We start from the raw sequence: 21,849 nt of genomic DNA, 5'->3' as shown, positions 1-21,849 counted from the left end.
GAGATGGCCATGACGAAGAAGAGGGTGCCCATGCACAAGCGTCTCCTTCAGCTGGTCTTAGCTCTTGCGGCGGGCCTCGCGGTGATCGCGGCACCGGCCGCCGCCGCACCACCGGGCCCGCCCGACGTGTACCGCCCGGTCCGCGGGCCCGCCGCACCAGCCGAGTACCGGTACCTGCAGAAGACGCTGCCCGGACAGCCGATCCCGCGCCACGCCCACGCGGACGCCGCCGCGCAGGCACGCCTGCTGCCCACGGTCGGCGGACGCTGGAAGGCGGTCGGACCCACCGGCATCGGCGGGCGGATCGTCTCGCTGGCGCTCGACCCGCAGCGGGCCGACACCGTGTACGCCGCCGCGGCGAGCGGAGGGATCTGGCGCAGCACGGACGCCGGACAGACCTTCGAGTCCGCGTGGCCGGACGACTGGACGCAGGCCATGGGAGCGGTCGCCACGGCCCCGGACGGGACCCTGTACGCGGGGACCGGCGAGCCCAACCCCGGTGGCGGCAGCATCACGTACGAGGGCACCGGGCTGTACCGCAGCACCGACGGCGGCGAGCACTGGCGCCCGATCGGGCTGCGCGACTCCGGCGCGATCAGCGCGATCACGGTGGATCCCGTCAACCCGCGGCGCATCTATGTGGCCGCGGCCGGTTCGCTCTACAACGGCGGCGGCGACCGGGGGGTGTACCGCTCGGACGACGGCGGGGACACCTGGCGGCGGATTCTCGGGGGAGCCAATGCGTTCACCGGCGCCACCGAGGTGTTCGTCCAGGGCTCGACACTGTACGCCGTGATGTGGGACCACCGCCGTACGCCGGAGCTGCGCACCTACGGCGGCGCGGGCTCCGGCGTCTTCCGCAGCACCGACGACGGAAGGACCTGGCAGCGCCTCGGTGGCGGCCTGCCCGCACCGGGCCCTGAGGTGGGCCGGATAGGACTCGCCGTCGCGGGCGAGCGGCTGTACGCCATCGTCAACCGGACCAGCGGCCCCTTCGAGGGCTTCTACACCTCCACCGACGGAGGCGACACCTGGAGCCGGACCCCGGCGAACAGGAACCTCACGGAGTCGCAGTCGTCGTTCGGATGGTGGTTCGGGAAGATCTGGGCCGACCCGAAGGACGCGCGGCACGTGCACGTCGCCGGCGTACCGCTGATGACCACCAAGGACGCCGGCGCCACCTGGACGTACGACGACACCAGCATCCATGTCGACCACCACGCGATGGTCTGGGACCCGCGCCGGCCGGGCCGGGTCTACCTGGGCAACGACGGCGGCGTCTACCGCTCGGACGCGAACGGGGACGGCGGCTGGGTCAAGGCCCGCCACGAGCCGTACACCCAGCTCTACAGCGCGGCGATCAGCCCGCAGGACACCTCGCGCATCTCCGGCGGATCACAGGACAACGGCTCGCTGCGCTCCTGGGGCGGGGACGGCTTCAACGAGTACCTCGGCGGGGACGGCGAGGAGAACGTCATCGACCCGACCGACGTGAACAAGGTGTACGCCTGTTACCAGTACGGCAACTGCTTCCGGTCCACCGACGGCGGCGACACACTGACGTACTTCGCCGACCGCACGACCTTCAAGCGGCGCAACTGGTTCACGCCCGTCGTCCTCGACCCGCGGAACCCCAAGATCCTGTACTACGGCGCCGAAGTGCTCAACCGCTCCACGGACGGCGGTGTGACCTGGCAGGCCATCAGCCCGGACCTGTCCGGCGGCCCGGGGCCCGACCCGATCTACACCAACTACGGGACGATCACCTCGATCGCCCCGGCCGGTGACGGCCGGACCGTCTACGCCGGCACCGACGACGGCCGGGTCTGGGTCACCAGGAACCTGGGCGCCACCTGGACCAAGCTGGCGGAGGGGCTGCCCTGGGTGACCCGCGTCGTCGTCGATCCCGCCGACCCCGACCGGGTCTACACCACACACTCCGCCTACCGCGCGGGCTCGGGACTCGCCCACGTCTACGGCAGCACGGACGGCGGCAGGCACTGGAAGGACCTGTCGGGGAACCTGCCGGACGCACCCGTCAACGATCTGGTCGTCGGGCGCGGCAAGGTGCTGTACATCGGCACCGACCAGGGTGTTTTCACGTCCCCGTCGGGCGGGCGGCAGTGGTTCCGCCTGGGCCGGGGCATGCCCGCGGTCCCGGTGGACGACATCGAGTACGACGCCGGCCACCACCGCATGGTCGCGGCCACGTTCGGCCGGGGCTTCTACGAGCTCACCACCGGCTGACCGCTGTACGTCCCCGGGGCCCGGCCGCCGAGCGGCCGTGCCCCGGGGACGGGTGGTCAGAGCTTGTGCATGCCCTTGTAGGGGCTGACGATGCGGGTCTGGCAGGCACCGAAGTCGACGAGAAAGGCACCAGCGGCCTCCTGACCGACGATCTTTCCGAGGCCGTGCCGGTCGTGGGAGACGCGGTCTCCGAGGGCGAAATCCTTGATCACGGGATCGGTTGGAGCTGCGAAGGGGCTGGTGGGCAGGTGGCGCCGCGGCGCGGATCGATTTGTCATCGTGGACTAAGTATGCCCCGCCGAGCGGGTCACGAGCCCTGTCCGGCCGCCCTCGGTTCCCCGGCGGCCTCCGGCGGAGCCGGCGCCCGTCTTTCGATCTTGTCTGGCTCGCCTGCCCTGACACGCGCCCCGACCGCTTTCGGCGCCGGAGGTGCCCCACTTCCGTAGCCCTTCGGGCACGCGAAGCGCCCTCACGCAGCGTTGTCGCCAGTCGCCAGGGCTCCGCCACGGGACGCCCCCAATAGCAAGTCCTCCCCCTGCGTCCTGCGGGCGTGGAGGGGAGCTCTGACGTCGCCGGTCCGCGGAGGAGCCGCGGCCTCTGGGACCGGGTCGTGCTGTTCGTGGGGCGAGGGCGGCGGTTTCCTCGCGGCGGCCCGCGAGACGGGGCATCGGCCGGCGACGCCCGTGCCCTGAGTCCGGCCCCGAGCGAAGCTTCAGGGGAACTAACCCTCCCCCGGCACGCGTCATGATCTACGGTCATCAGTCACCTACAACGGGGGAGGGGCCGTGGAGCAGGCCAGGACAGCGCTCGCCGAGCGAATAGCCGAGCAAAGAAGGGGGCTCGGTGACCCTCGTGCGCTGGTCGGTGAGATGCGGCGCTCGGTCCTTCTGGTGCCGACGACCAGCGGAGGTCTCTGGTCGGCGCATTCGGGCGGCGTGCGGTGGATCTGCGGGTTCACGGACGAGGCCGCACTGGCTCGGTTCGCCCTGCTTCACGCATCCGGTGATCAGCCCATGGACTACGCGGCACTGCTGGGCGCGCGCATCGTCGACGAGGTCGTGCCGTCCCTGGACGAGCCCGCAGGCCTTGCCGTCGACATCGCCACCGAGGACGGGTCGATGTTCTTCCCGCCGGTTGTCGGCATCGTTCCGGACGGCGTCGCCGTCGACTCCGGTGAGGCGGAGGAGGGGCGCGGCCATGGGCGGTGATGGGGCTGACCTGCGCTTCGACAAGGCGTCTGTGGCGAAGTTCACGCAGGGCGTGGGCGCGACCATCGACCAGCTCGGTGAACTCGGCGGCGCCACCGGTTCGGTGATGGGCAAGGGCTTCTCGGAGCTGTCGATGACCGGGATGGAAGCCGGGCACCACGGCCTCTCGGTCGACTTCGAGGATTTCTGCGAGCGCTGGGAGTGGGGTGTGCGCGCCCTGGTGGGCGACGCCAGTGCGATCGCGAACCGCCTCGGCCTGGCGGCGGGCACCCAGTGGGAGCACGACCAGTACGTCGAGGGTGCGCTGAAGGTGGGCGTCAACTCCGTGATGGGCGGCAACCCGCACGCCACCGAGGAGGAGATCACCCGGCAGGGCTGGGGAGAGGTGTTCACGCCGGACTACCTGGACCCGGACTGGAGCGCCGAGTCGTGGGACCGGGCCGGTCAGGAGATGGGGCAGACCTGGAAGGACACCGGCCGCACCGTCCTCACCGAAGGCCGGGGCGGCCGGCAGTCGGAAATGCTCAACGACGCACTCGGCATCTCCGACGACCAGTGGAACCAGGCGCTGGACGAGACCTTCGGCCCGTCGCCGGAGGAACGCGCCCGTCAGGCGCAGCAGCAGGGTGAGTCCGGGGGGAACTGACCATGGGTATCGGCGATTTCATCAGTGACATCACGCCCGACTCCGTCGAGAAGGTGGTCGAGGACGGCGTCGAGTGGGCCGGCAACCGGGTCGAGGACGCCGGGAACTGGACCGCCGACCGGCTGGACGACGTCGGCTGGGAGTCCGGTGCGGACTGGGTGCGCGAGCAGTCCCGTTCGGTCGCCAATCGGATGGGCGCCGAGGTCGACGAGATGGACCTCGGGCAGACCGAGGACAAGACCAAGCTGATCTACGGCAGCCCGGACAAGATCCGCTCCACCGCCAAGCAACTCCGCGCCTTCCAGACGTCCTTCGACAACGCCGGCGAAGGTCTCAAGGGCCTCGACTCCTCCCAGCTCAAGGGCGAGGCGGCCGAGGCACTGCGGACAGCGGTGCGCACCCAGCCTCCCAAGTGGTTCACCGGCGCCGACGCCTGTGAGAATGCGGCCGCCGCGCTGGAGGCGTTCGCCGGCACGGTCACCTGGGCACAGGGGCGGGCACAGGCGGCGATCGACAAGTGGAAGGAGGGCACCAAAGCCTCCGCGGACGCCGCCGATGCCCACCGCAAGAAGATCGACGACTACAACAGCGCGGTCGAACGCTACAACGCCCAGCCCGCCGACCAGCGCAACCCGTCCACGCTCCCGCCCTGCCCCGCGCCGACGTTCGCCGACCCCGGCAAGAAGCTGATGCAGGAAGCGCAGGACATCCTCGCCCATGCCCGCGAGCAGCGGAACACCGCTGCGGAAACCGCGCGCACCGCGGTGCGCGCCGCCCGCGACAAGGCCCCGGAGAAGCCGTCCTACGCCGAGCAATTGCGCGACGGGCTCCAGGAAATGCAGATCATGGGAGACCACGTCGGCGGCGGCATCATCAAGGGCACCGCGGGGCTGGTGAACTTCGTCCGCGGGATCAACCCCCTGGACCCGTACAACATCACGCACCCGGCCGAGTACGCCACCTCTCTCAACAGCCTGGCCGCCGGGCTGGTGGTCGCCGCCAACGACCCGGTCGGCACGGGCAAGCAGATGATCAGCGACTTCATGAAGGACCCGTACGAGGGCTTCGGCCGTCTGCTGCCCGACGCCGCGCTGACCGTGGCCACAGGCGGAGGCGGCGCCGCGGTGAAGGGCGTGCGCATCGCCGCGGACGCCGCCGACGCCGCACGGGCGCGCAACCTGATCGACAAAGCCCCGGACGGCACCCACAACACCCCGGACGGCGACCGCAAGCAAGGCGGCGATCCGGTGGACCTCGCCACGGGCCGGATGTACCTGCCCCAGACCGACGTCGAACTCCCCGGCATCCTGCCGCTGGTCTTCAGCCGCCGCACCGAGTCCGGTTGCGCGGTCGGCCGCTTCCTGGGGCCCGCCTGGACGTCCACCGTCGACGAGCGTCTGGAGATCGACGCCGTCGGCGTCGTCCACATCACCGCCGAAGGGCTCCTCATCCCGTACCCGCACCCGGTCCCCGGCGCGCCCACCGTGCCGGCGACGGGCAGGGCCCGCACGCTGCTGGCCCGTGACGCCGACGGCGACTACACGGTCACCGCCCCCGACAGCGGCCTGACCTTCCACTTCACCGCCCCGTCCGGCAGTGAACCGGGGGGCGACGGAGTCGCCTGGTTGTCGGGCATCACCGAGCGCAACGGCCACACGATCACCGTCGACCGCGACGGCAACGGCACGCCTCTGGCCCTGGTCCACTCGGCGGGCCACCGCCTGCAACTGTCCGTGGCCGACGGCCTGGTCACCGCCCTGTCCCTGGCCGGCGCGGGCGAGGGCGGCGCGGACCTGCCCCTGATGGGCTACGGCTACGAGGACGGCAACCTCACCGCCGTCACCAAGCCCTCCGGCGCCACCACCACCTTCGTCTACGACGACCGCCGCCGAGTCATCGCCTGGATCGACTCCAACGGAAGCCGCTACGACTACGTCTACGACGACCGCGACCGCGTCGTGGCCGAGGGTGGCGAGGCCGGCCACATCCAGATCACCCTGGCCTACACCGACCCGGACCCCGAGACCGGCCACCACACGACCACGCTCACCACCGCCGACGGGCACGCGACCCGCCACCTGTTCGGCCCCGGCTGCCGTCTCCTGGCCGTCACCGACCCGCTCGGCCACACCACCCGGTTCACCTACGACCCGCGCGGCAACCTCCTGACCCGCACCGACCCGCTCGGCCTCACCACCGCCTTCTCCTACGACGAGGACGGTCGGCTCATATCCGCCGCCCGCCCCGACGGAAGCGAACTGCGCACCGTGCGCGGCCCGTTCGGCCTGCCGGTGGAGGTCTTCGGTCCGGACGGCGCCCGCACGGTCCACGAGTTCGACGAACGCGGCAACCGCACGGCGGTCACCGACCCGGCCGGCACCATCACCCGCTACACCTACGACCCCGGCGGCCGGCTCACCTCAGTCACCGACGCCCTCGGGGCCACGACGCACGTGGTGTGCGACGCGGCGGGGCTGCCCGTGGAGGTGACCGACCCGGCCGGTGCCATCACCCGCACGGAGCGGGACGCCCTCGGCCGACCGGTCCGCGTCACCGACCCGGTGGGAGGGGTCACCCGCCTGGAATGGAACGCCGACGGACAGCTCGCCCGCCGCATGGGCCCTGACGGTGCGTCGGAGTCGTGGACCTACGACGGCGAGGGCAACCTCCTCACGCACACCGGTGCGTCCGGTGGCGTCTCCCGCTTCGAGTACACCCACTGCGACCTGCCGGTCGCCCGTACCGGGCCCGACGGCGTGCGCTACGAGTTCGAGCACGACGCCGACCTGCGCCTCACCCGCGTCACCAATCCGCACGGGTTGACCTGGACCTACGAGTACGACGCCGCCGACAACATCGTCTCCGAGACCGACTTCGACGGCCGCACCCTCACCTACCGGGTGGACGCCGCCGGCCGGCTCGCCACGCGCACCGACGCGCTCGGCGGGACCGTCGCGTTCGAGCGTGACCGGCTCGGCCAGGTGATCCGCAAGGAAGTCGACGGCCGGGTGACGACCTACGCCTACGACAGGGCCGGTCGTCTGCTGGAAGCGTCCGGACCGGACAGCGAGCTGCGGTACCAGTACGACCGTCGCGGACTCACCAAGACGGAACTGGTCGACGGCCGCCCCATCATGTACGCGTACGACGTCCTGGGCCGCCGTACACGCCGCACCACGCCCACGGGTCATGTCACCTCCTACGCCTACGGCGCCGACGGACTGCCCCATAGCCTGACCAGCGGCGATCACCGGATCGACTTCACCCACGACGCGGCCGGCCGGGAACTCGCCCGCGTCTTCGACGACGCGGTCACCGTGGCCTCCGCCTGGGACGCGGCCGGACGGCTCTCCGCGCAGCACGTCACCGCCGCAGGGCGCGACGTCAACAGCCGCGCCTACTCCTACCGCTCCGACGGTCAGCTGACCTCCGTCGCGGACCGGTTGTCGGGCACCCGTACCTTCGATCTCGACCGGGCGGGCCGGGTCACCGCCGTCCACGCCCGGGGATGGACGGAGCGGTACGCCTACGACGACGCCAGCAACCAGACCTCGGCGTCCTGGCCGTCCGGCCACCCCGGCCGCGAGGCCACCGGACCACGCACCTACACCGGCACCACCATCTCCCGAGCCGGAGGCGTGCGTTTCGAACACGATGCCCTGGGCCGTGTCACCCTCCGGCAGAAGACCCGCCTCTCCCGCAAGCCCGACACCTGGCGCTACGAGTGGGACACGGAGAACCGCCTCACCTCCGTCACCACCCCCGACGGAACACGGTGGCGGTACCGCTACGACCCCCTGGGCCGCCGCACCGCGAAACAGCGCCTGGCAGCCGACGGCGAGAGCGTGGTCGAGGAGGTCCGTTTCACCTGGGACGGCCTCACCCTGTGCGAGCAGACGAGCCACCAGCCGGACGTCCCGCACACGGTCGCCCTCACCTGGGACCACCGGGATGTCGCCCCTCTGGCCCAGACCGAGCGCATCCTCACTGCGGACGCACGCCAGGAGGAGGTGGACCGGCGGTTCTTCGCCATCGCCACCGACCTGGTCGGCACGCCGACCGAGCTGATCGACGAGGCCGGCGACATCGCCTGGCGCACCCGGAGCACGCTCTGGGGAGCCACCGCCTGGGCCCGGGACAGCAGCGCCTACACCCCTCTGCGCTTCCCGGGCCAGTACTACGACCCCGAGACCGGCCTCCACTACAACTGCTTCCGCCACTACGACCCGGAGACCGGCCGCTACACCTCACCGGACCCCCTGGGTCTCGCACCCGCCCCGAATCCCGTCGGGTACGTGGACAACCCGCACAGCGGGTGCGACCCGCTGGGCCTGATGCCCAAGTACACGAAGGAGGAGAAGGCCCAGAAGCGGATCGACAAGATCGTGGACGACGTCCTCGCGAGGGCACAGAACGGCGAGTTCAAGAAACACGCCGACTACCACGGGGACACGGGGCACGGCTTCACCGACGAACGGGTCGTGGAGATCCTGAAGAATCCCGATGCCGTGTACCAGTCATCGGGTCAAGCAGGAAACTTCATCTTCCGGAAGGACAATGACATTGCCGTGGTCTACGGGCCCGGCTCCAAGCAGGGCCAGGCCATCACGGCGTACGGAGAGTCGGGCATCAAGGGTGAATCCGGTGCCAGGGCGCTCGGCGGCAGTCCGTCGGACCCCGGTAAGCCGGTTACCCACGAGGACATCGTGGAGGGCAGGATCCCTGGGAAGTTCGGCAACCTGGCACCAGGAGTGCAGATCAGATGAGGCAAGAATGACCACGAAACTGTCGTTCGACGGCGGCTGGTGCGCAACGGTGACGGACGATCCGCCGCTGCACATCACTCCCCGCTTCGCAGGCGACTCTGTGCGCGTCACGCACTACGCGGACGTGATGGAGCGTGAGCGGTTCGTCGCGGATACCTTCGGCAGCCAGGACTGGCTGTGGGACGCGCCGGACATCCTCCGCTTCGACAAGGCCAGCCGAGTGCTGGTCGGGGCAGAATTCCACTGGCCGGAAGAGTCCGCCTCCGCCAAGGAAGTCGCCCGCCTTCCCCTCACGCCCGCGGTACGCCCGGGCGGGCTCCGTGCCGATGAGGTCCGGGACTTCCGGCATGAGAGGTGCTCGGTGCTGTGCCGCGCCCCTGGGGACGCCGTGCTGACCTGTCTGCGCGACCTCGATGTCCTCGACGAGCCGCTGGACGCCCGCATCGGCATCGCCCCCGACGTGGCACTTCTCGTCCAGCACAACACCGTCGTCGGCTGGAGCCTCACGGATCCCGCACGGTACCTGACCACGGCGTACACCGACCCCGACCCCAGCCCGCCCTCCACCGCCACCCGGCTCCTGCTCACCGAATGCCTGGACCTGATCACTACGCCGGTGGTCGACGACGTGGTGGACGGCGAACCGACCGCCCTGGCCCGCCTCCGGGCCGCGGACGAGGCCCTGCGCGCTCAGCGCGAGGACCGGCACCGGGCCGACGCCCTGCTCGAGCTGATCGCCACCTACGTGGAGGACTACGGGAACTGGTGAACAGGGAGGGCCATGAGGCGGCAATGCACCATGAGACTCACCCTCGACGACGACTGGACCGCGACGGTGACGAGCGATCCACTGCACATAACCCCGCGTTTCGACTTCCGGGACTTCCGTGTGCGCATCGCGGAGTACGCGAACGTCGAGGAACGCGGGCGGTTCCTTCTGGACACCTTCGGCAGTCAGCCGTGGCTGTGGGACACGCCCGACGAGCTCCGGTTCGATCAGGCGGGCCGGAAACTTGTCGGCGCCGAGTTTCAGATCGCCGGTGAAGCCGCCGATGCCGAGGACTCGGCCCGCCTGCCCGCTACACCCGCCGTCCGCGTGGGCGGCCTCCGCGCCGATGAAGCCCGGGACTTCCGCCTGGAGGTGCCCACAGAGCTCTGCCGCGCCCCCGGAGACACCGCGCTGACCTGTCTGCGCGACCTCGATGTCCTCGACGAGCCGCTGGAGGCCCGCATCGGCATCGCCCCCGACGTGGCGCTCCTCGTCCAGCACGGCACCGTCGTCGGCTGGAGCCTCACCGACCCCGCGCGGTACCTCACCACGGGCTTCGCCGCCCCCGACCCGGCTCCCCCTTCTCCAGCCACCCGGCTCCTGCTCACCGCATGCATGGACCTCATCACCACGCCGCTGCTCGACAAGGTGAGAGCCCGGGACCCGGCCGCCCTGGCCACACTTCGAGCGCTCGACCACGCCCTGCGCAACCAGCACGAGGACCGGCACCGGGCCGACGCCCTGCTCGCGCTCATCGGCGACCTGGTCGAGGACTACGCCGTCCGGCCGAGCGGCGACCGATGACGCCCGGGTCAGCCCAGGAAAGTCAGCCGCACCTGGCGGCTGGGATTGTCCTTGTTGGTGTCGACCAGGCAGACCGACTGCCAGGTGCCCAGTTCCAGGCGGCCGCCGAGCACCGGCAGCGTCGCGTGCGGCGGGACGAAAGCGGGCAGGACGTGGTCCCTGCCGTGGCCGGGGCTGCCGTGGCGGTGCTGCCAGCGGTCGTCGGCGGGCAGGATCGTGTGCAGCGCGGCCAGCAGGTCGTCGTCGCTGCCCGCGCCGGTCTCGATGACCGCGACTCCGGCGGTGGCGTGCGGGACGAACACGTTGAGCAGGCCGTCCCTGCCGTCCGCGTGCTGGGCGAGGAACTGCTCGCAGGTGTGCGTCAGATCGGTGACCGTCTCGCCGGATCCGGTGGTGAGGGTCAGGGTCGTGGTGGTGAAGTGTCCGGGCATGGCTCCATCCTCCCGCCCGTCACCAGCCCGGCGCGCGTCGCACGGCCGCCTCTGGGGAAGATCCCGGGCCCCTTCTCGGTTGGTAGAACCGTGAACAACTCTGGGGCACAGGACATGGACGCGGTCGTCATCGGCGCCGGGCAGGCGGGGCTCTCCGCCGCCTATCACCTGCGGCGCGCCGGTCTGGTGCCCGACCGGGACTTCGTGGTCCTCGATCACGCGCCGCGCCCGGGGGGCGCCTGGCAGTTCCGCTGGCCCTCGCTCACCTACGGCAAGGTGCACGGCATGCACAGCCTTCCGGGTATGGAACTGACCGGTGCCGACGGCGACCGGCCGTCCTCCGAGGTGATCGGCGCGTACTTCACGGCGTACGAGGAACGCTTCGGCCTGCGGGTCCACCGCCCCGTGGAGGTCCGCGCGGTACGCGAGGCGGGCGGCGGCCGGCTGGCGGTCGAGACCTCCGAGGGAGTGTGGTCGGCGCGCGCGCTGATCAATGCGACCGGCACCTGGGACCGGCCGTTCTGGCCCCGCTACCCCGGTCAGGAGACGTTCCGGGGGCGTCAGCTGCACACCGCGGACTACCCCGGCCCGGAGGAGTTCGCCGGGCAGCGCGTCGTCGTGGTGGGCGGCGGGGCGTCGGGCACCCAGCACCTGATGGAAATCGCCGAGGTGGCCGCGGAGACCACCTGGGTGACGCGCCGGCCCCCCGTCTTCCGCGAGGGGCCGTTCGACGAGGACGCCGGACGGACCGCCGTCGCCATGGTCGAGGAGCGTGTGCGGCGCGGACTGCCGCCGCTGAGCGTGGTGTCGGTGACGGGGCTGCCGCTGACCGATGCCGTCCGGCACGCCCGTGAGACCGGGGTGCTGGAACGCGAGCCGATGTTCGACCGGATCACACCGACCGGGGTGGCCTGGGACGACGGCCGGACGGTCGAGGCCGACGTGATCCTGTGGGCGACCGGGTTCCGGGCGGCGATCGACCACCTGGCGCCCTTGCGGCTGCGGGAGCCGGGCGGCGGCATCCGGGTCGAGGGGACCAGGGCCGTACGGGACGAGCGCGTCCATCTCGTCGGCTACGGCCCGTCGGCGTCGACGATCGGGGCGAACCGGGCAGGGCGCGCCGCCGTCCGCGAGATCAAACGCCTCCTGGAGCGCGAACCGGAGCCGGAGCGCGAACCGGAGCGCGAACCGGCGCTGGTGTGAGGCGCGGTCGTCCCGCGGCGGCGGCCGGGAGCGGGCCGCCGGTCAGCCCGCGTCCCTGGCCTCGGCGCGGCGCGCGTTGAACTCCCCCACATTCCGCTGGTGTTCCTCGTAGTCACTGGTGAAGCGGGTGTCACCGGGTTCGACGGTGACGAAGTACAGCCAGTCGCCCGCGGGCGGCTCGACGGCCGCGCGCATCGCCTCCTCACCCGGGTTGTCGATGGGCGTCGGCGGCAGGCCGGTGCGGTCGTACGTGTTGTAGGGGCTGTCGAGCCGTGTGTCCGCGGTGCTGATGTCGACCGTGCTGCGATCGAGGGCGTAGTTGAGGGTGGAGTCCATCTGGAGCGGCATCCCCTTGGCGAGCCGGTTGTGGATGACGCGGGCCACCTTGCCCATGTCGGACGCCGTGTCCGCCTCGGCCTGCACGATGCCGGCGACGTTGACTGCCTCGTAGGGGCTGAGCCCTCCCCTGCGGGCGCTCGCGATGACGGCCCTGGCCCCGAACCGCTGGTGCGCCGTGTTGACCATGAAGCTGAGCAGGCTCGCCGGGGTGGCCTTCTCGTCGATGGGATAGACGGCCGCGGCGGGTGACGCGGTACCCGCGCCCGCGCCGGGCCGACGAGCGCTCGTTCGTCATACGGGCACGCCAACGCGGCCGCCCCGTTCGCCCCGGTACCTCCCGCGCTGCGACACGAAGGACGCGCCTGCTCGGCGGAGTCGTCCACTTCGTGCGCCGGCGCGTCCCGCACTCGCCCCGCGGCGACGCCGCTCAGCCGTCCCCCGGGGAGCGGCGTCGCCGACGCGTACGGCTCCGCTCAGGGTGCGAACGGCGGCAGCGCGGCGAACTCCGGTACCGCCTGCACCCCTTCCGCGAGGGTGGCGAGCCCGCGTCGGACCCGGCTCAGCGGGTGGTCGGGGAACTGGGCGTCCCATTGGGCGTGGTCGGCCGCGTGGAACGGCAGACCGCCCTGCACCTCGGGTGCGTAGGGGTGCGGACGGAAGTAGTCGGTGGGGCCGACCTGGGCCATGACCATCGCCTCGCGCATCCCGGTCGTCCCCCGCTCGGGCGCCTGGATCTTCACGACGGTGCTGCAGGTGGCACGAGGCACGGTGAAGCTGCCGATGAACACCTGGCCGTTCGGCTGCCCCGGGAGCGGCAGCTTGAGTATCTGGCGCAGCGCGGGCAGGGAACCGAGCGACTTGACCGACGCCTCGATCAGGCCGCCGCCGGCCTCGGCGGTGTACCGCGTGAGCGCGGCGCGCAGCGCGGGGCCGTCGTCGAGCGACGCGGGCAGGTCCGGCGGCAGCCCGAAGAAGTGCAGCGACAGGATGTCGCCTTCGTCGTTGGCCCATACGTCGTGGTCGACGGGACGGAATCCCGGCAGGTCGACACCCAGGAGTGCTCTCATGGCCGGCGATCATGCCGCATGGGGCGCCTCGGCGGACCCGCGGGTGCCGCTCATGAGCCGCGAGCGGCCGGGCGGCGGCCGCGAGCCGACATGTCGTCAGGAGGCCCTGGGGCGCGGGCCGTCAGGTGACGTCGGCGGTCACGGCCGCGTCGGGCCGCAGCTCCGCGTCCCTGCGGACCAGTGCGGCGTAGCGGCCGTCCCGGTCGAGGAGCTCCTGGTGCGTGCCGCGCTCGGCGATGCGTCCGGATTCCAGCACGACGATCTGGTCCGCGTCGCGGACGGTCGACAGCCGGTGGGCGATGGTGATGGTGGTGCGTCCGGCGGACAGGGAGTCGATGGCCTGCTGCACGGCGTGCTCGGTGCGGGTGTCGAGGGCGCTGGTCGCCTCGTCGAGGATCAGCACGGGCGGGTCGCGCAGGATGGTGCGGGCGATGGCGAGCCGCTGCTTCTCACCGCCCGAGAAGCGGTATCCGCGCTCTCCGACCAGGGTGTCGTAGCCGTCGGGCAGCGACGCGATGTGGTCGTGGATCTGCGCGGCGCGGGCCGCGGCCTCGATCTCCTCGTCGGTGGCATCGGGCTTGGCGAAGCGCAGGTTGTCGGCGACGGAGGCGTGGAAGAGGTACGTCTCCTGGGAGACGACGCCGACGGCCTGCGCGAGCGTGTCGAAGCCGAGGTCCCTGACGTCGACGCCGTCGATCGTGACGCGGCCGCCCGTGACGTCGTAGAGCCGGGGCACCAGGTAGCTGAGCGTGGACTTGCCGGAGCCGGTGGGGCCCACGACGGCCAGGGAGCCGCCTGCCGGCACGGCGAGGTCGATCCGGTCGAGGGTCGGCCGCTTCTGCGCCGGGTCGTACGCGAAGTCGACCGCCTCGAAGCGCACGTCGCCGCTGATCTTGTCGAGGCGCACGGGCTTCGCGGGCTCGGTGATGTCGACGGACAGGTCGAGGTACTCGAAGATCCGCTGGAAGAGGGCGAGCGAGGTCTGCATCTGCACGCCGGTGGACAGCAGGCTGACGGCCGGGCGGAACAGGCCCTGCTGGAGCGAGACGAAGGCGACGAGCGTGCCGATGGAGATCGCCGGTCCGCCCGTCCTGAGCGCGAGACCGGCCGCCCAGTAGATGAGGGCGGGCATGGCCGCCATGACGATGCCTATCGTCGACATCCGCCAGCGGCCCGCCATGCTGGAGCGCACCTCCAGGTCGACCAGCCGCTCGGACTCGTCCGCGAAGGACCGGGTCAGCGAGTCGGCCCGGCCCATGGTGCGGCCGAGGAGGATGCCACTGACGGACAGGGACTCGGTGACCGTGGCGGCCATCGCCGCCATCTGCTTCTGCCGCTGTGTGGTGATCGTCTTGCGCTCACGGCCGACGCGGCGGCTGATCCAGACGAACAGCGGGAGCAGGAGCAGCGAGACGACGGTGAGCCGCCAGTCCAGGGCGAGCATCGCGACGACGGTGGCGACCACGGCCGTGAGGTTGGAGACCAGGGACGTGGCGGTGGAGGTGACGGTCGCCTGCATGCCACCGATGTCGTTGGCGATGCGGGACTGGACCTCGCCCGTGCGCGTCCTGGTGAAGAACGCGAGCGGCATGCGCTGGAGCTGTGCGTAGACCCCGGTGCGCAGGTCGTGCATGACACGCTGGCCGACGGTGGTCGAGATCAGAGTCTGGAGCACTCCGAAGACGCTGGTCATCACCGCGGTGGCGATCATGCCGAGTGCCAGCAGACTGAGCAGCCCGGCGCGGCCCTGCGGGATCGCGGTGTCCAGGATCTCGCGGAGCAGGAACGGCGACGCGACGGAGACCAGCGAGGACGCGCCGACGAGGAGGCCGACGACGGCGAGCCTGCCGCGGTAGGGCCGGAAGAGGCGCAGGATGCGGCGGACGTCCGCGGGCGGCTGGTCGGGGTCCTTGGGCGGCGGGGTCCAGGTCGAGTGCTCGGGGCGCAACGGGCTCCTTCCGATGGGCGGACGGACGGGGTCGTCCGGCGGACGACGTCCGAGAGCCTAGCTCACTGTTACCTGTATTCACAATGAACAACATCCTGCTAATGTTCCCGCATGAGCACCCCTGACGCCGACGGCCTGCTCGCCGAGCAACTGCTGCGGCTGACCCGCCGCCTCCACCGCAGCCAGAAGCGCCAGCTGGAGTCCGCCGACATCGCCATCACTCCGGCGCAGTCTCGCCTGCTGCGGACGGTCGCGCACTACGACCGGCCGCCGCGCATGGCCGATCTCGCGGAGCGCCTGGAAGTGGTGCCGCGCGCCGTGACCAGCCTCGTCGACGGGCTGGAGGCGGGCGGCTGCGTGCGGCGCGTCCCCGACCCGGCCAACCGCAGGGTGACCCGCATCGAGCTCACGGACACCGGCCGCGCCGCGCTCCGGGCCCTGCGCGACGCGCGCCGCGCCGCGGCGGAGGACGTCCTCGCACCGCTCACCACCGAGCAGCGCAAGGTGCTGGGCGAGCTGCTGTCCACGCTGGTCGACGGAACCGGCCCGCGCTGCTGAGAGTCTCCGCCGGGCCGGGCACCGGCTCCTGGGACTGCGCCGCGTAGGTGGCATCACCCGTGTACGTGTCGTCGAGGCGCCACCACGACAGCCGCCGAGCGCCCCGGCTGACGGTGGTGTCGGCCTTGTCCGCGAGGGTGAGGACGGTACACAGCCGGTCGCCCTCGCCGAGCGTGGTCACCCCGTCCATCTCGTACGTGCGGTGGGTGGCGGTGACGGCGCCCTGCCCTGGTGACCGTCTCGTCGTCGGTCCATGGGGCCGTGAGCGCGTCGGGGTTCTCGCCGTCGCTCCAGCGGTGGACCGAGGTGTTCGCCACGGACCGGGCGACCGTCGTGGCGACCCTGCCGTGCGAGGTGTCGAGGTGTCGAGGTGGCCGGCGACGGTGAGGCGGTGTGCGCCGCGGGTGTCCAGGCGGTGTTCGGCGCCGGGCGTGTACGTCGCCGAGTTCAGCGGGCGGCTCTCCTCGTGGCGGGTGAGCGCGCCGGTGAGGACGTCACGCCCCTCGTCCTGCCACACGAGGACATTGACGGGGGTGCTCCAGCCGGTCTGCCCGGGCGGCACGCCGACGACGGAGACCTCCAGGCGGTGCGGCCGGCCGTCGTTGAGCAGCCCGGCGAAGGGGGTGAGGTCGTACTGGACGGGCATGACGTCGAGGGCCCGCGGCCCCGGAACGACGTACCAGAGGAACGGGTTGGACCAGCCGCCGGTCCACACGTCGGGCGTCTCGGCGGCCCGGGCGCCCCGCCCCGGGGTGTAGAAGGTCAAGGTGACCTTGACGTCGATGACGCCGGTGTACGTCTCGTTGACGACATTGCCGATCAGCATCTCGACGGGCTGCGCCCGGCGCAGGGTGTCGCTGTAGCCGGTGACGTCCTTCTCCACGGACCAGGTGATGCCGTCCGGCGAGGGCTGCGGGGTCGACGTCCGCAGGATCTCGACCCGCCGATGGCGAGGTGGCCGAGCCGGTCGTACTGGCGTCCCTTCACGGAGCCTTCGAGCCGCAGCACCACCTTGCTCTGGGGGCACCTCCCAGCGACAGCTGGGGGAGGGTGCCGCAGTCCGCGGGCGGTGCGTAGGCGCCGCGGTAGGGCGTGAAGTCACGGAACTGGGCCTGCGCGACGGTGACTTGGCACGATCTGGTGCCGGGGCGCTCCTCGGGCGGGGCGGCACTGACGGGATCGTGCCAGTCGCTGCCGAACTCCGCGGGCGGCGACCGCGCCGGCGATGATGGACATGATCCTTCGCTTTCATGGGTCAGGAGTGAAGCGTGCGCGGGCTGTGCCGCGCCAGACCCCCGCTGATGGATATTGGCGCGTTCTGTGCCGCCGTGCGCAGAAAATCAATTGCTCGCGGGGGCGGTGAACCGCGAACCTTTCACGGTTTGAACCACCCTTACTCCCTCCCCTTCCCCCTCTTCGACGAGCCCTGGGACGTCATGCAGATTCGCGATCTTCCGTATCCCGATCCAGGAGTACCCGACGTCCGGTCCGGCACCCGCTTCCTCCTCTGGCTCGGCCTGGGCCAGCTGGGCGGACAGGTCAAGTCCCTGTGCTGGGGCCTGCTGCACTTCGTGTCCGTGATGGCGCTGCCGTACGGCGTCGGTCTCGCCGTCCAGGCCGTGGTGGAGCGCTCCGGGTCCGGACTCGCCGCGGCGGGCGGCCTGATGGCGCTCGCGACGGCCGGTATCGCCTTCGGCGACACGATGCTGCACCGTACGGCCGTCACCAACTGGATCACGGCCGCCGCCCGTACCCAGCAGCTACTGGCCCGCAGGACCGCGCAGTTGGGATCGGCGCTCACCCGCCGGGTCGCGGCGGGTGAGGTCGTCGCGGTCTCGACGGGCGATGTCGAGAAGATCGGCTGGTTCGTCGAGGCGGTCTCCCGCTTCCTGGCGGCGGCCGTCACGGTCGTGGTCGTCTGCGTCGCCCTGCTGGTCTACCAGCCGGCGCTCGGTGTGCTGGTCGCGATCGGGGTGCCGGTCCTGGCTCTCGGCGTGCTGCCGCTGCTGCCGCGCGCGACCCGGCTCGCGGACACGCAGCGCGAGAAGGCGGGCAAGGCCACCGAACTGGCCTCCGACACGGTCGCGGGCCTTCGGGTGCTGCGCGGCATCGGCGGTGAGGAGCTGTTCCTGGCCCGCTACCGCCGTGCCTCCCAGGAGGTGCGCAGGGCGGCGGTGCGCAGCGCCCGGATGTGGTCGCTGATCGCGGCCGTGCAGGTGCTGCTGCCTGGTCTCCTGACCATCGTCGTCGTCCACCACGGCGTCGGGCTGGTTAGCGACGGCCGTATCGCGGTGGGCGAACTGGTCACCGCGTACAGCGCGGTGATGCTGCTGGCCTACCCTCTGCGGCACTTCGAGGAGATCGCCATGGCGTACTCCTTCTCCCGCCCCTCGGCGCGCCGGGCGGCCCGGGTCCTGTCGCTGGAGCGCCCCACGAGCGGCACGGGCACGGACGCGGTGGCGACGGGGGACCTGTACGACCCGTCCACCGGAGTGCACGTGCCCTCGGGCCTGCTGACCGCGGTCGTGTGCGGCGATCCGGACGCGGCCGGCCGGCTGGCCGAACGGCTCGGCGGCCACCCCGCGGAACCGGAGGGACTGCCGTCCGTGCTGCTCGGCGGCGTCGCCCTCGACGACCTGCCCCTGGACGCCGCGCGGGCGGCCGTCCTCGTCCAGGACAAGGACCCGGTCCTGCTGTCCGGGACGCTGACCGAGCTGCTCGACGTGCCCGCGTCCGGTGCGGTGTCGGCGGCGGACGCGCTCGCGGCCGCCGAGTGCGGGGACGTGCTCGGCGCGCTCGCGCAGGCGTCGCTCGACGGGGACCCCATGGAGGCGCCGATCACCGAGCGCGGCCGCTCCCTTTCCGGAGGCCAGCGCCAGCGCCTGGCGCTGGCGCGCTCGCTGGTGACCGACCCCGAGGTGCTGGTGCTCGACGAACCGACGTCGGCCGTCGACTCGCACACGGAGGCGCGGATCGCCGAGGGAGTGCGGTCGCTGCGCTCCGGACGCACGACGGTCGTCTTCACGTCCTCGCCGCTGCTGCTGGACCGCGCAGACCGGGTCGTCCTGGTCCACGACGGCGAGGCGGCGGCGGTGGGCCCGCACCGCGAACTGCTGCACACGGAACCGCGGTACCGCGCGGTCGTCACCCGCGAGACCGACGAGCAACAGCTCTCCTCGGTCCACGCGTCGGGCGACGGCGCCCTCAGGACCGGGATCGACATCGAGGAGACAGCATGATCGGCGTGGCGCCGCCGGACTACGACCCGGCGGCTCCCCGGACGGCGACGACCCTGCCGGTGGGGTCACCCGCGACGGTACGGGCGTACGTGGCCGGGCTGCTGCGCCGCCACCGCCGGGCCTTCGGGCTCCTCGTGCTCGTCAACACCGTGGCCGTCGTGGCCTCGATGGCCGGCCCGTGGCTGCTCGGCTCGCTCGTGGAGCGGGCGGCGGACGGGGCGCGCGAGCTCCGTCTGGAGCGGACGGTCGCGCTGTTCGCGGTGGCGCTGGTGATCCAGGCCGCGTTCGTGCGCCTGGTACGGCTGCGGGGCGCGATGCTCGGCGAACGGATGCTGGCGGACCTGCGCGAGGACTTCCTCGTACGGTCGGTCGGGCTGCCGCCCGGCGTTCTGGAGCGGGCCGGGACGGGCGACCTGCTGTCCCGTATCACCACGGACATCGACCGGCTGGCGAACGCGATGCGCGAGGCGGTCCCGCAGCTGACGATCGGCGTGTTCTGGATCGTGCTGCTGCTCGGCGGGCTGACCGTGACCGCGCCGCCGCTGGCGCCCGCGGTGCTCGTGGCGGTGCCGGTGCTGGTGATCGGCTGCCGCTGGTACTTCCGGCGGGCCCCCTCCGCCTACCGCTCGGAGGCCGCGGGTTACGCGGCCGTCGCCGCCGTGCTGGCCGAGACCGTCGACGCGGGCCGCACCGTGGAGTCGCATCGCCTCGGGGCACGCCGGGTGGCGCTCTCCGACCGGCGGATCAAGGAGTGGACGGCGTGGGAGCGGTACACCCTCTACCTGCGCTCCGTGCTCTTCCCCGTCCTCAACGTCACGCACGCGACCGTGCTCGGCTCCGTGCTCATGATCGGCGGCGTGTTCGTCCTCCAGGGCTGGATCGGCATCGGACAGCTGACCACGGGCGCGCTGATCGCCCAGATGATGGTCGACCCCGTGAACCTGATCCTGCGGTGGTACGACGAGCTCCAGGTCGCCCAGGTGTCGCTGGGACGGCTCGTCGGTGTGCGGGAGATCGAGCCGGACGCGGGCGACGCGGCGGTGCGTCCGGAGGGGCGCGACGTGCGCGCGGACCGGGTCCACTTCGGGTATCGGGAGGGCGTCGACGTGCTGCACCGCGTCTCGATGGACGTGGCGCCCGGCACCCGGCTGGCGCTCGTCGGCCCCTCGGGAGCGGGCAAGTCCACGCTGGGCCGGCTGCTGGCGGGCATCTACGCCCCGCGCACCGGCCGGGTCACGCTGGGCGCGGCCGAGCTGTCCCGGATGCCGGCGGAACGGGTGCGCGAGCATGTGGCGCTGGTCAACCAGGAGCACCACGTCTTCGTGGGCTCCCTCCGGGACAACCTGCTCCTCGCCCGTACGTCCGCGGAGGACGCCGAGCTGTGGGCGGCGCTCGGGGCGGTCGACGCGGACGGGTGGGCACGGGCGCTGTCCGAGGGTCTGGACACCGAGGTCGGCTCCGGCGGTGTCCCGCTCACCCCGGCCCAGGCCCAGCAGATCGCACTGGCCCGCCTGGTGCTGGCTGACCCGCACACACTGGTCCTGGACGAGGCGACGTCGCTGCTGGACCCGAGGGCGGCGCGCCACCTGGAGCGCTCGCTGTCGCGGGTGCTCGAAGGCCGCACGGTGGTGGCGATCGCGCACCGGCTGCACACGGCGCACGACGCGGACGTGATCGCGGTGGTGGAGAACGGCCGGATCAGCGAGCTGGGCAGCCACGACGAGCTGGTGTCGGCGGAGGGGGCGTACGCGGCGCTCTGGCGCTCCTGGCACGGGTGACGGCCCTGCCCGGGGCCGGGGCCCTGCCCCCGGTTCCGGGAGACTCCCTCAGATCATGTTCAGCGCCGCCGCTCCACCCACGCCCCCCAGCAGCATGAACGCCGGCATCAGCACCTTCAGCTCCACCCAGCTGCCCGCCCGGAACCGCATGCCCTTCGGCGGGCCCACCGGGTACCACCGCTTGCCGGACACCGGGATCGGCCACAGGATCGGGCAGCCGGAGACCGTCAGCGCGTCGCCGATGTCGTGGACGAGGGCGCCGAGCACGATCGGCAGGCCGAGCCACAGGTACTCCTGGCCGGGCGCGGTGAACAGCCAGTCCGCCCCGTTGCCCGGCTTGTCCAGCACGCCCGCGAGGATCCACGCGCTCGTCGCGCCCAGCAGCCACACCAGGACGTCGCTGGAGACGCGGGCCGCCCGCCACAGCAGGCCCTCGACCGCGAGCACCATGTGGACGAACAGGATCCCGAGCACGGCCCACCGGCCGCCCATGATCGCCAGGACCGAGCCGCCGCCGCCGATCAGCACCGCCCACAGCCAGGTGTGCGTCAGGGTCCGGTGGCCGCCGGTCCTGCGCTTGTCCCCCGGCTTCTTCGTCGCCTTGTAGACCGCGTACGAGAGCTTGTCGACGATCTCGCACAGCCCGCGCGAGACCGGACCGAAGGCGCGCGAGATCGTCGCCGCCTTGTGGTCGAGGTCCGGGGCGAGCGCCGCGCCCGCGCAGATCAGCGCTCCGACGACGAGCACGGGCCACGGCATCGGGTGGCCGGCGGCAGCCGTCGCCGCTCCCACCCCCAGCCAGGCAGCCGCCCCGGACAGAGAGTGCGCCGGTCCCATCATGTGTGT

At 72.0% G+C, this 21,849-nt stretch carries 15 protein-coding genes and 2 pseudogenes; 10 read left to right on the top strand and 7 right to left on the bottom strand.

What is annotated here, in order from left to right; genetic code table 11:
- Positions 1-30 precede the first annotated feature (30 nt).
- A complete protein-coding gene (locus tag ACWD0A_RS12060) occupies positions 31-2,247 on the top strand; it encodes a WD40/YVTN/BNR-like repeat-containing protein (RefSeq protein WP_451297115.1) in 2,217 nt (738 codons plus the stop codon).
- A gap of 56 nt (positions 2,248-2,303) precedes the next feature.
- Here the strand turns inward: ACWD0A_RS12060 and ACWD0A_RS12055 are convergent, their stop codons facing one another.
- Complete coding sequence (locus ACWD0A_RS12055; protein ID WP_177148189.1) at positions 2,304-2,525, bottom strand: hypothetical protein; 222 nt, start codon at positions 2,523-2,525, stop codon at positions 2,304-2,306.
- Positions 2,526-3,032: 507 nt separating this feature from the next.
- On the opposite strand from ACWD0A_RS12055, the gene ACWD0A_RS12050 reads away from it, so the two are divergent.
- Genes ACWD0A_RS12050 through ACWD0A_RS12030 form a run of 5 tightly spaced genes read left to right on the top strand, consistent with a single transcriptional unit; the run spans position 3,033 to position 10,440 of the window.
- Entirely contained in the window at positions 3,033-3,455 is a 423-nt protein-coding gene (locus ACWD0A_RS12050) for a hypothetical protein (protein WP_451297113.1), read from the top strand.
- Positions 3,445-4,101 carry a hypothetical protein gene (locus tag ACWD0A_RS12045; RefSeq protein ID WP_451297111.1) on the top strand — a complete coding sequence of 219 codons (657 nt, stop codon included), beginning with the start codon at positions 3,445-3,447 and terminating at the stop codon, positions 4,099-4,101. The genes ACWD0A_RS12050 and ACWD0A_RS12045 overlap by 11 nt, the downstream gene beginning before the upstream one ends.
- Before the next feature lie 2 nt (positions 4,102-4,103).
- Complete coding sequence (locus ACWD0A_RS12040; protein WP_451297109.1) at positions 4,104-8,867, top strand: putative T7SS-secreted protein; 4,764 nt, start codon at positions 4,104-4,106, stop codon at positions 8,865-8,867.
- A 7-nt stretch (positions 8,868-8,874) separates the two neighbouring features.
- A complete protein-coding gene (locus ACWD0A_RS12035) occupies positions 8,875-9,636 on the top strand; it encodes a hypothetical protein (RefSeq protein ID WP_451297107.1) in 762 nt (253 codons plus the stop codon).
- A gap of 30 nt (positions 9,637-9,666) precedes the next feature.
- Positions 9,667-10,440 (top strand): hypothetical protein, encoded by a 774-nt coding sequence (locus ACWD0A_RS12030; RefSeq protein WP_451297105.1) that lies wholly within the window; start codon positions 9,667-9,669, stop codon positions 10,438-10,440.
- A gap of 8 nt (positions 10,441-10,448) precedes the next feature.
- On the opposite strand, the gene ACWD0A_RS12025 is transcribed toward ACWD0A_RS12030, so the two are convergent.
- Positions 10,449-10,871: a YjbQ family protein gene (locus ACWD0A_RS12025; RefSeq protein ID WP_451297103.1), complete on the bottom strand. Its 423-nt coding sequence runs from the start codon at positions 10,869-10,871 to the stop codon at positions 10,449-10,451.
- Between the two features lie 114 nt (positions 10,872-10,985).
- On the opposite strand from ACWD0A_RS12025, the gene ACWD0A_RS12020 reads away from it, so the two are divergent.
- Positions 10,986-12,074, top strand: coding sequence for an NAD(P)-binding domain-containing protein (locus ACWD0A_RS12020; protein WP_451297206.1), 1,089 nt, complete (start codon positions 10,986-10,988; stop codon positions 12,072-12,074).
- A 42-nt stretch (positions 12,075-12,116) separates the two neighbouring features.
- Here ACWD0A_RS12020 and mltG read toward each other — a convergent pair.
- The 3 genes and pseudogenes from mltG to ACWD0A_RS12005 form a co-directional block, all read right to left on the bottom strand.
- Positions 12,117-12,650, bottom strand: a pseudogene (gene mltG, locus ACWD0A_RS12015) (endolytic transglycosylase MltG); the annotation flags it as partial.
- A gap of 236 nt (positions 12,651-12,886) precedes the next feature.
- On the bottom strand, positions 12,887-13,480 hold the full coding sequence (locus ACWD0A_RS12010) for a hypothetical protein (protein ID WP_307716745.1): 594 nt from the start codon (positions 13,478-13,480) through the stop codon (positions 12,887-12,889).
- Positions 13,481-13,601: 121 nt separating this feature from the next.
- On the bottom strand, positions 13,602-15,428 hold the full coding sequence (locus ACWD0A_RS12005) for an ABC transporter ATP-binding protein (RefSeq protein ID WP_451297100.1): 1,827 nt from the start codon (positions 15,426-15,428) through the stop codon (positions 13,602-13,604).
- 111 nt (positions 15,429-15,539) lie between these two features.
- Between ACWD0A_RS12005 and ACWD0A_RS12000 the strand changes: the two genes are divergently transcribed.
- Positions 15,540-15,986, top strand: coding sequence for a MarR family winged helix-turn-helix transcriptional regulator (locus tag ACWD0A_RS12000; RefSeq protein ID WP_451297098.1), 447 nt, complete (start codon positions 15,540-15,542; stop codon positions 15,984-15,986).
- Here ACWD0A_RS12000 and ACWD0A_RS11995 read toward each other — a convergent pair.
- Positions 15,913-17,245, bottom strand: a pseudogene (locus ACWD0A_RS11995) (peptide-N4-asparagine amidase). The gene ACWD0A_RS12000 and the pseudogene ACWD0A_RS11995 overlap by 74 nt on opposite strands.
- Before the next feature lie 177 nt (positions 17,246-17,422).
- Here ACWD0A_RS11995 and ACWD0A_RS11990 point away from each other — a divergent pair.
- Positions 17,423-19,225, top strand: coding sequence for an ABC transporter transmembrane domain-containing protein (locus ACWD0A_RS11990; protein ID WP_451297204.1), 1,803 nt, complete (start codon positions 17,423-17,425; stop codon positions 19,223-19,225).
- Positions 19,222-21,003 carry an ABC transporter ATP-binding protein gene (locus ACWD0A_RS11985; protein ID WP_451297096.1) on the top strand — a complete coding sequence of 594 codons (1,782 nt, stop codon included), beginning with the start codon at positions 19,222-19,224 and terminating at the stop codon, positions 21,001-21,003. The genes ACWD0A_RS11990 and ACWD0A_RS11985 overlap by 4 nt, the downstream gene beginning before the upstream one ends.
- Positions 21,004-21,051: 48 nt before the next feature.
- On the opposite strand, the gene ACWD0A_RS11980 is transcribed toward ACWD0A_RS11985, so the two are convergent.
- Positions 21,052-21,843 carry a metal-dependent hydrolase gene (locus ACWD0A_RS11980; protein WP_451297094.1) on the bottom strand — a complete coding sequence of 264 codons (792 nt, stop codon included), beginning with the start codon at positions 21,841-21,843 and terminating at the stop codon, positions 21,052-21,054.
- Positions 21,844-21,849: the final 6 nt, after the last annotated feature.

Source organism: Streptomyces sp. NPDC002867 (assembly GCF_053591895.1).
This window is presented reverse-complemented; position numbering and strand designations above follow the sequence as displayed.

Coding starts and splice junctions, on each gene's coding strand:
- ACWD0A_RS11980 (WP_451297094.1), bottom strand. CDS start 21,843: ATGATGGGACCGGCGCACTCTCTGTCCGGGGCGGCTGCCTGGCTGGGG.
- ACWD0A_RS12060 (WP_451297115.1), top strand. CDS start 31: ATGCACAAGCGTCTCCTTCAGCTGGTCTTAGCTCTTGCGGCGGGCCTC.
- ACWD0A_RS11985 (WP_451297096.1), top strand. CDS start 19,222: ATGATCGGCGTGGCGCCGCCGGACTACGACCCGGCGGCTCCCCGGACG.
- ACWD0A_RS12030 (WP_451297105.1), top strand. CDS start 9,667: ATGAGACTCACCCTCGACGACGACTGGACCGCGACGGTGACGAGCGAT.
- ACWD0A_RS12025 (WP_451297103.1), bottom strand. CDS start 10,871: ATGCCCGGACACTTCACCACCACGACCCTGACCCTCACCACCGGATCC.
- ACWD0A_RS12040 (WP_451297109.1), top strand. CDS start 4,104: ATGGGTATCGGCGATTTCATCAGTGACATCACGCCCGACTCCGTCGAG.
- ACWD0A_RS12045 (WP_451297111.1), top strand. CDS start 3,445: ATGGGCGGTGATGGGGCTGACCTGCGCTTCGACAAGGCGTCTGTGGCG.
- ACWD0A_RS12010 (WP_307716745.1), bottom strand. CDS start 13,480: ATGAGAGCACTCCTGGGTGTCGACCTGCCGGGATTCCGTCCCGTCGAC.
- ACWD0A_RS12020 (WP_451297206.1), top strand. CDS start 10,986: ATGGACGCGGTCGTCATCGGCGCCGGGCAGGCGGGGCTCTCCGCCGCC.
- ACWD0A_RS12000 (WP_451297098.1), top strand. CDS start 15,540: ATGAGCACCCCTGACGCCGACGGCCTGCTCGCCGAGCAACTGCTGCGG.
- ACWD0A_RS12035 (WP_451297107.1), top strand. CDS start 8,875: ATGACCACGAAACTGTCGTTCGACGGCGGCTGGTGCGCAACGGTGACG.
- ACWD0A_RS11990 (WP_451297204.1), top strand. CDS start 17,423: ATGCAGATTCGCGATCTTCCGTATCCCGATCCAGGAGTACCCGACGTC.
- ACWD0A_RS12055 (WP_177148189.1), bottom strand. CDS start 2,525: ATGACAAATCGATCCGCGCCGCGGCGCCACCTGCCCACCAGCCCCTTC.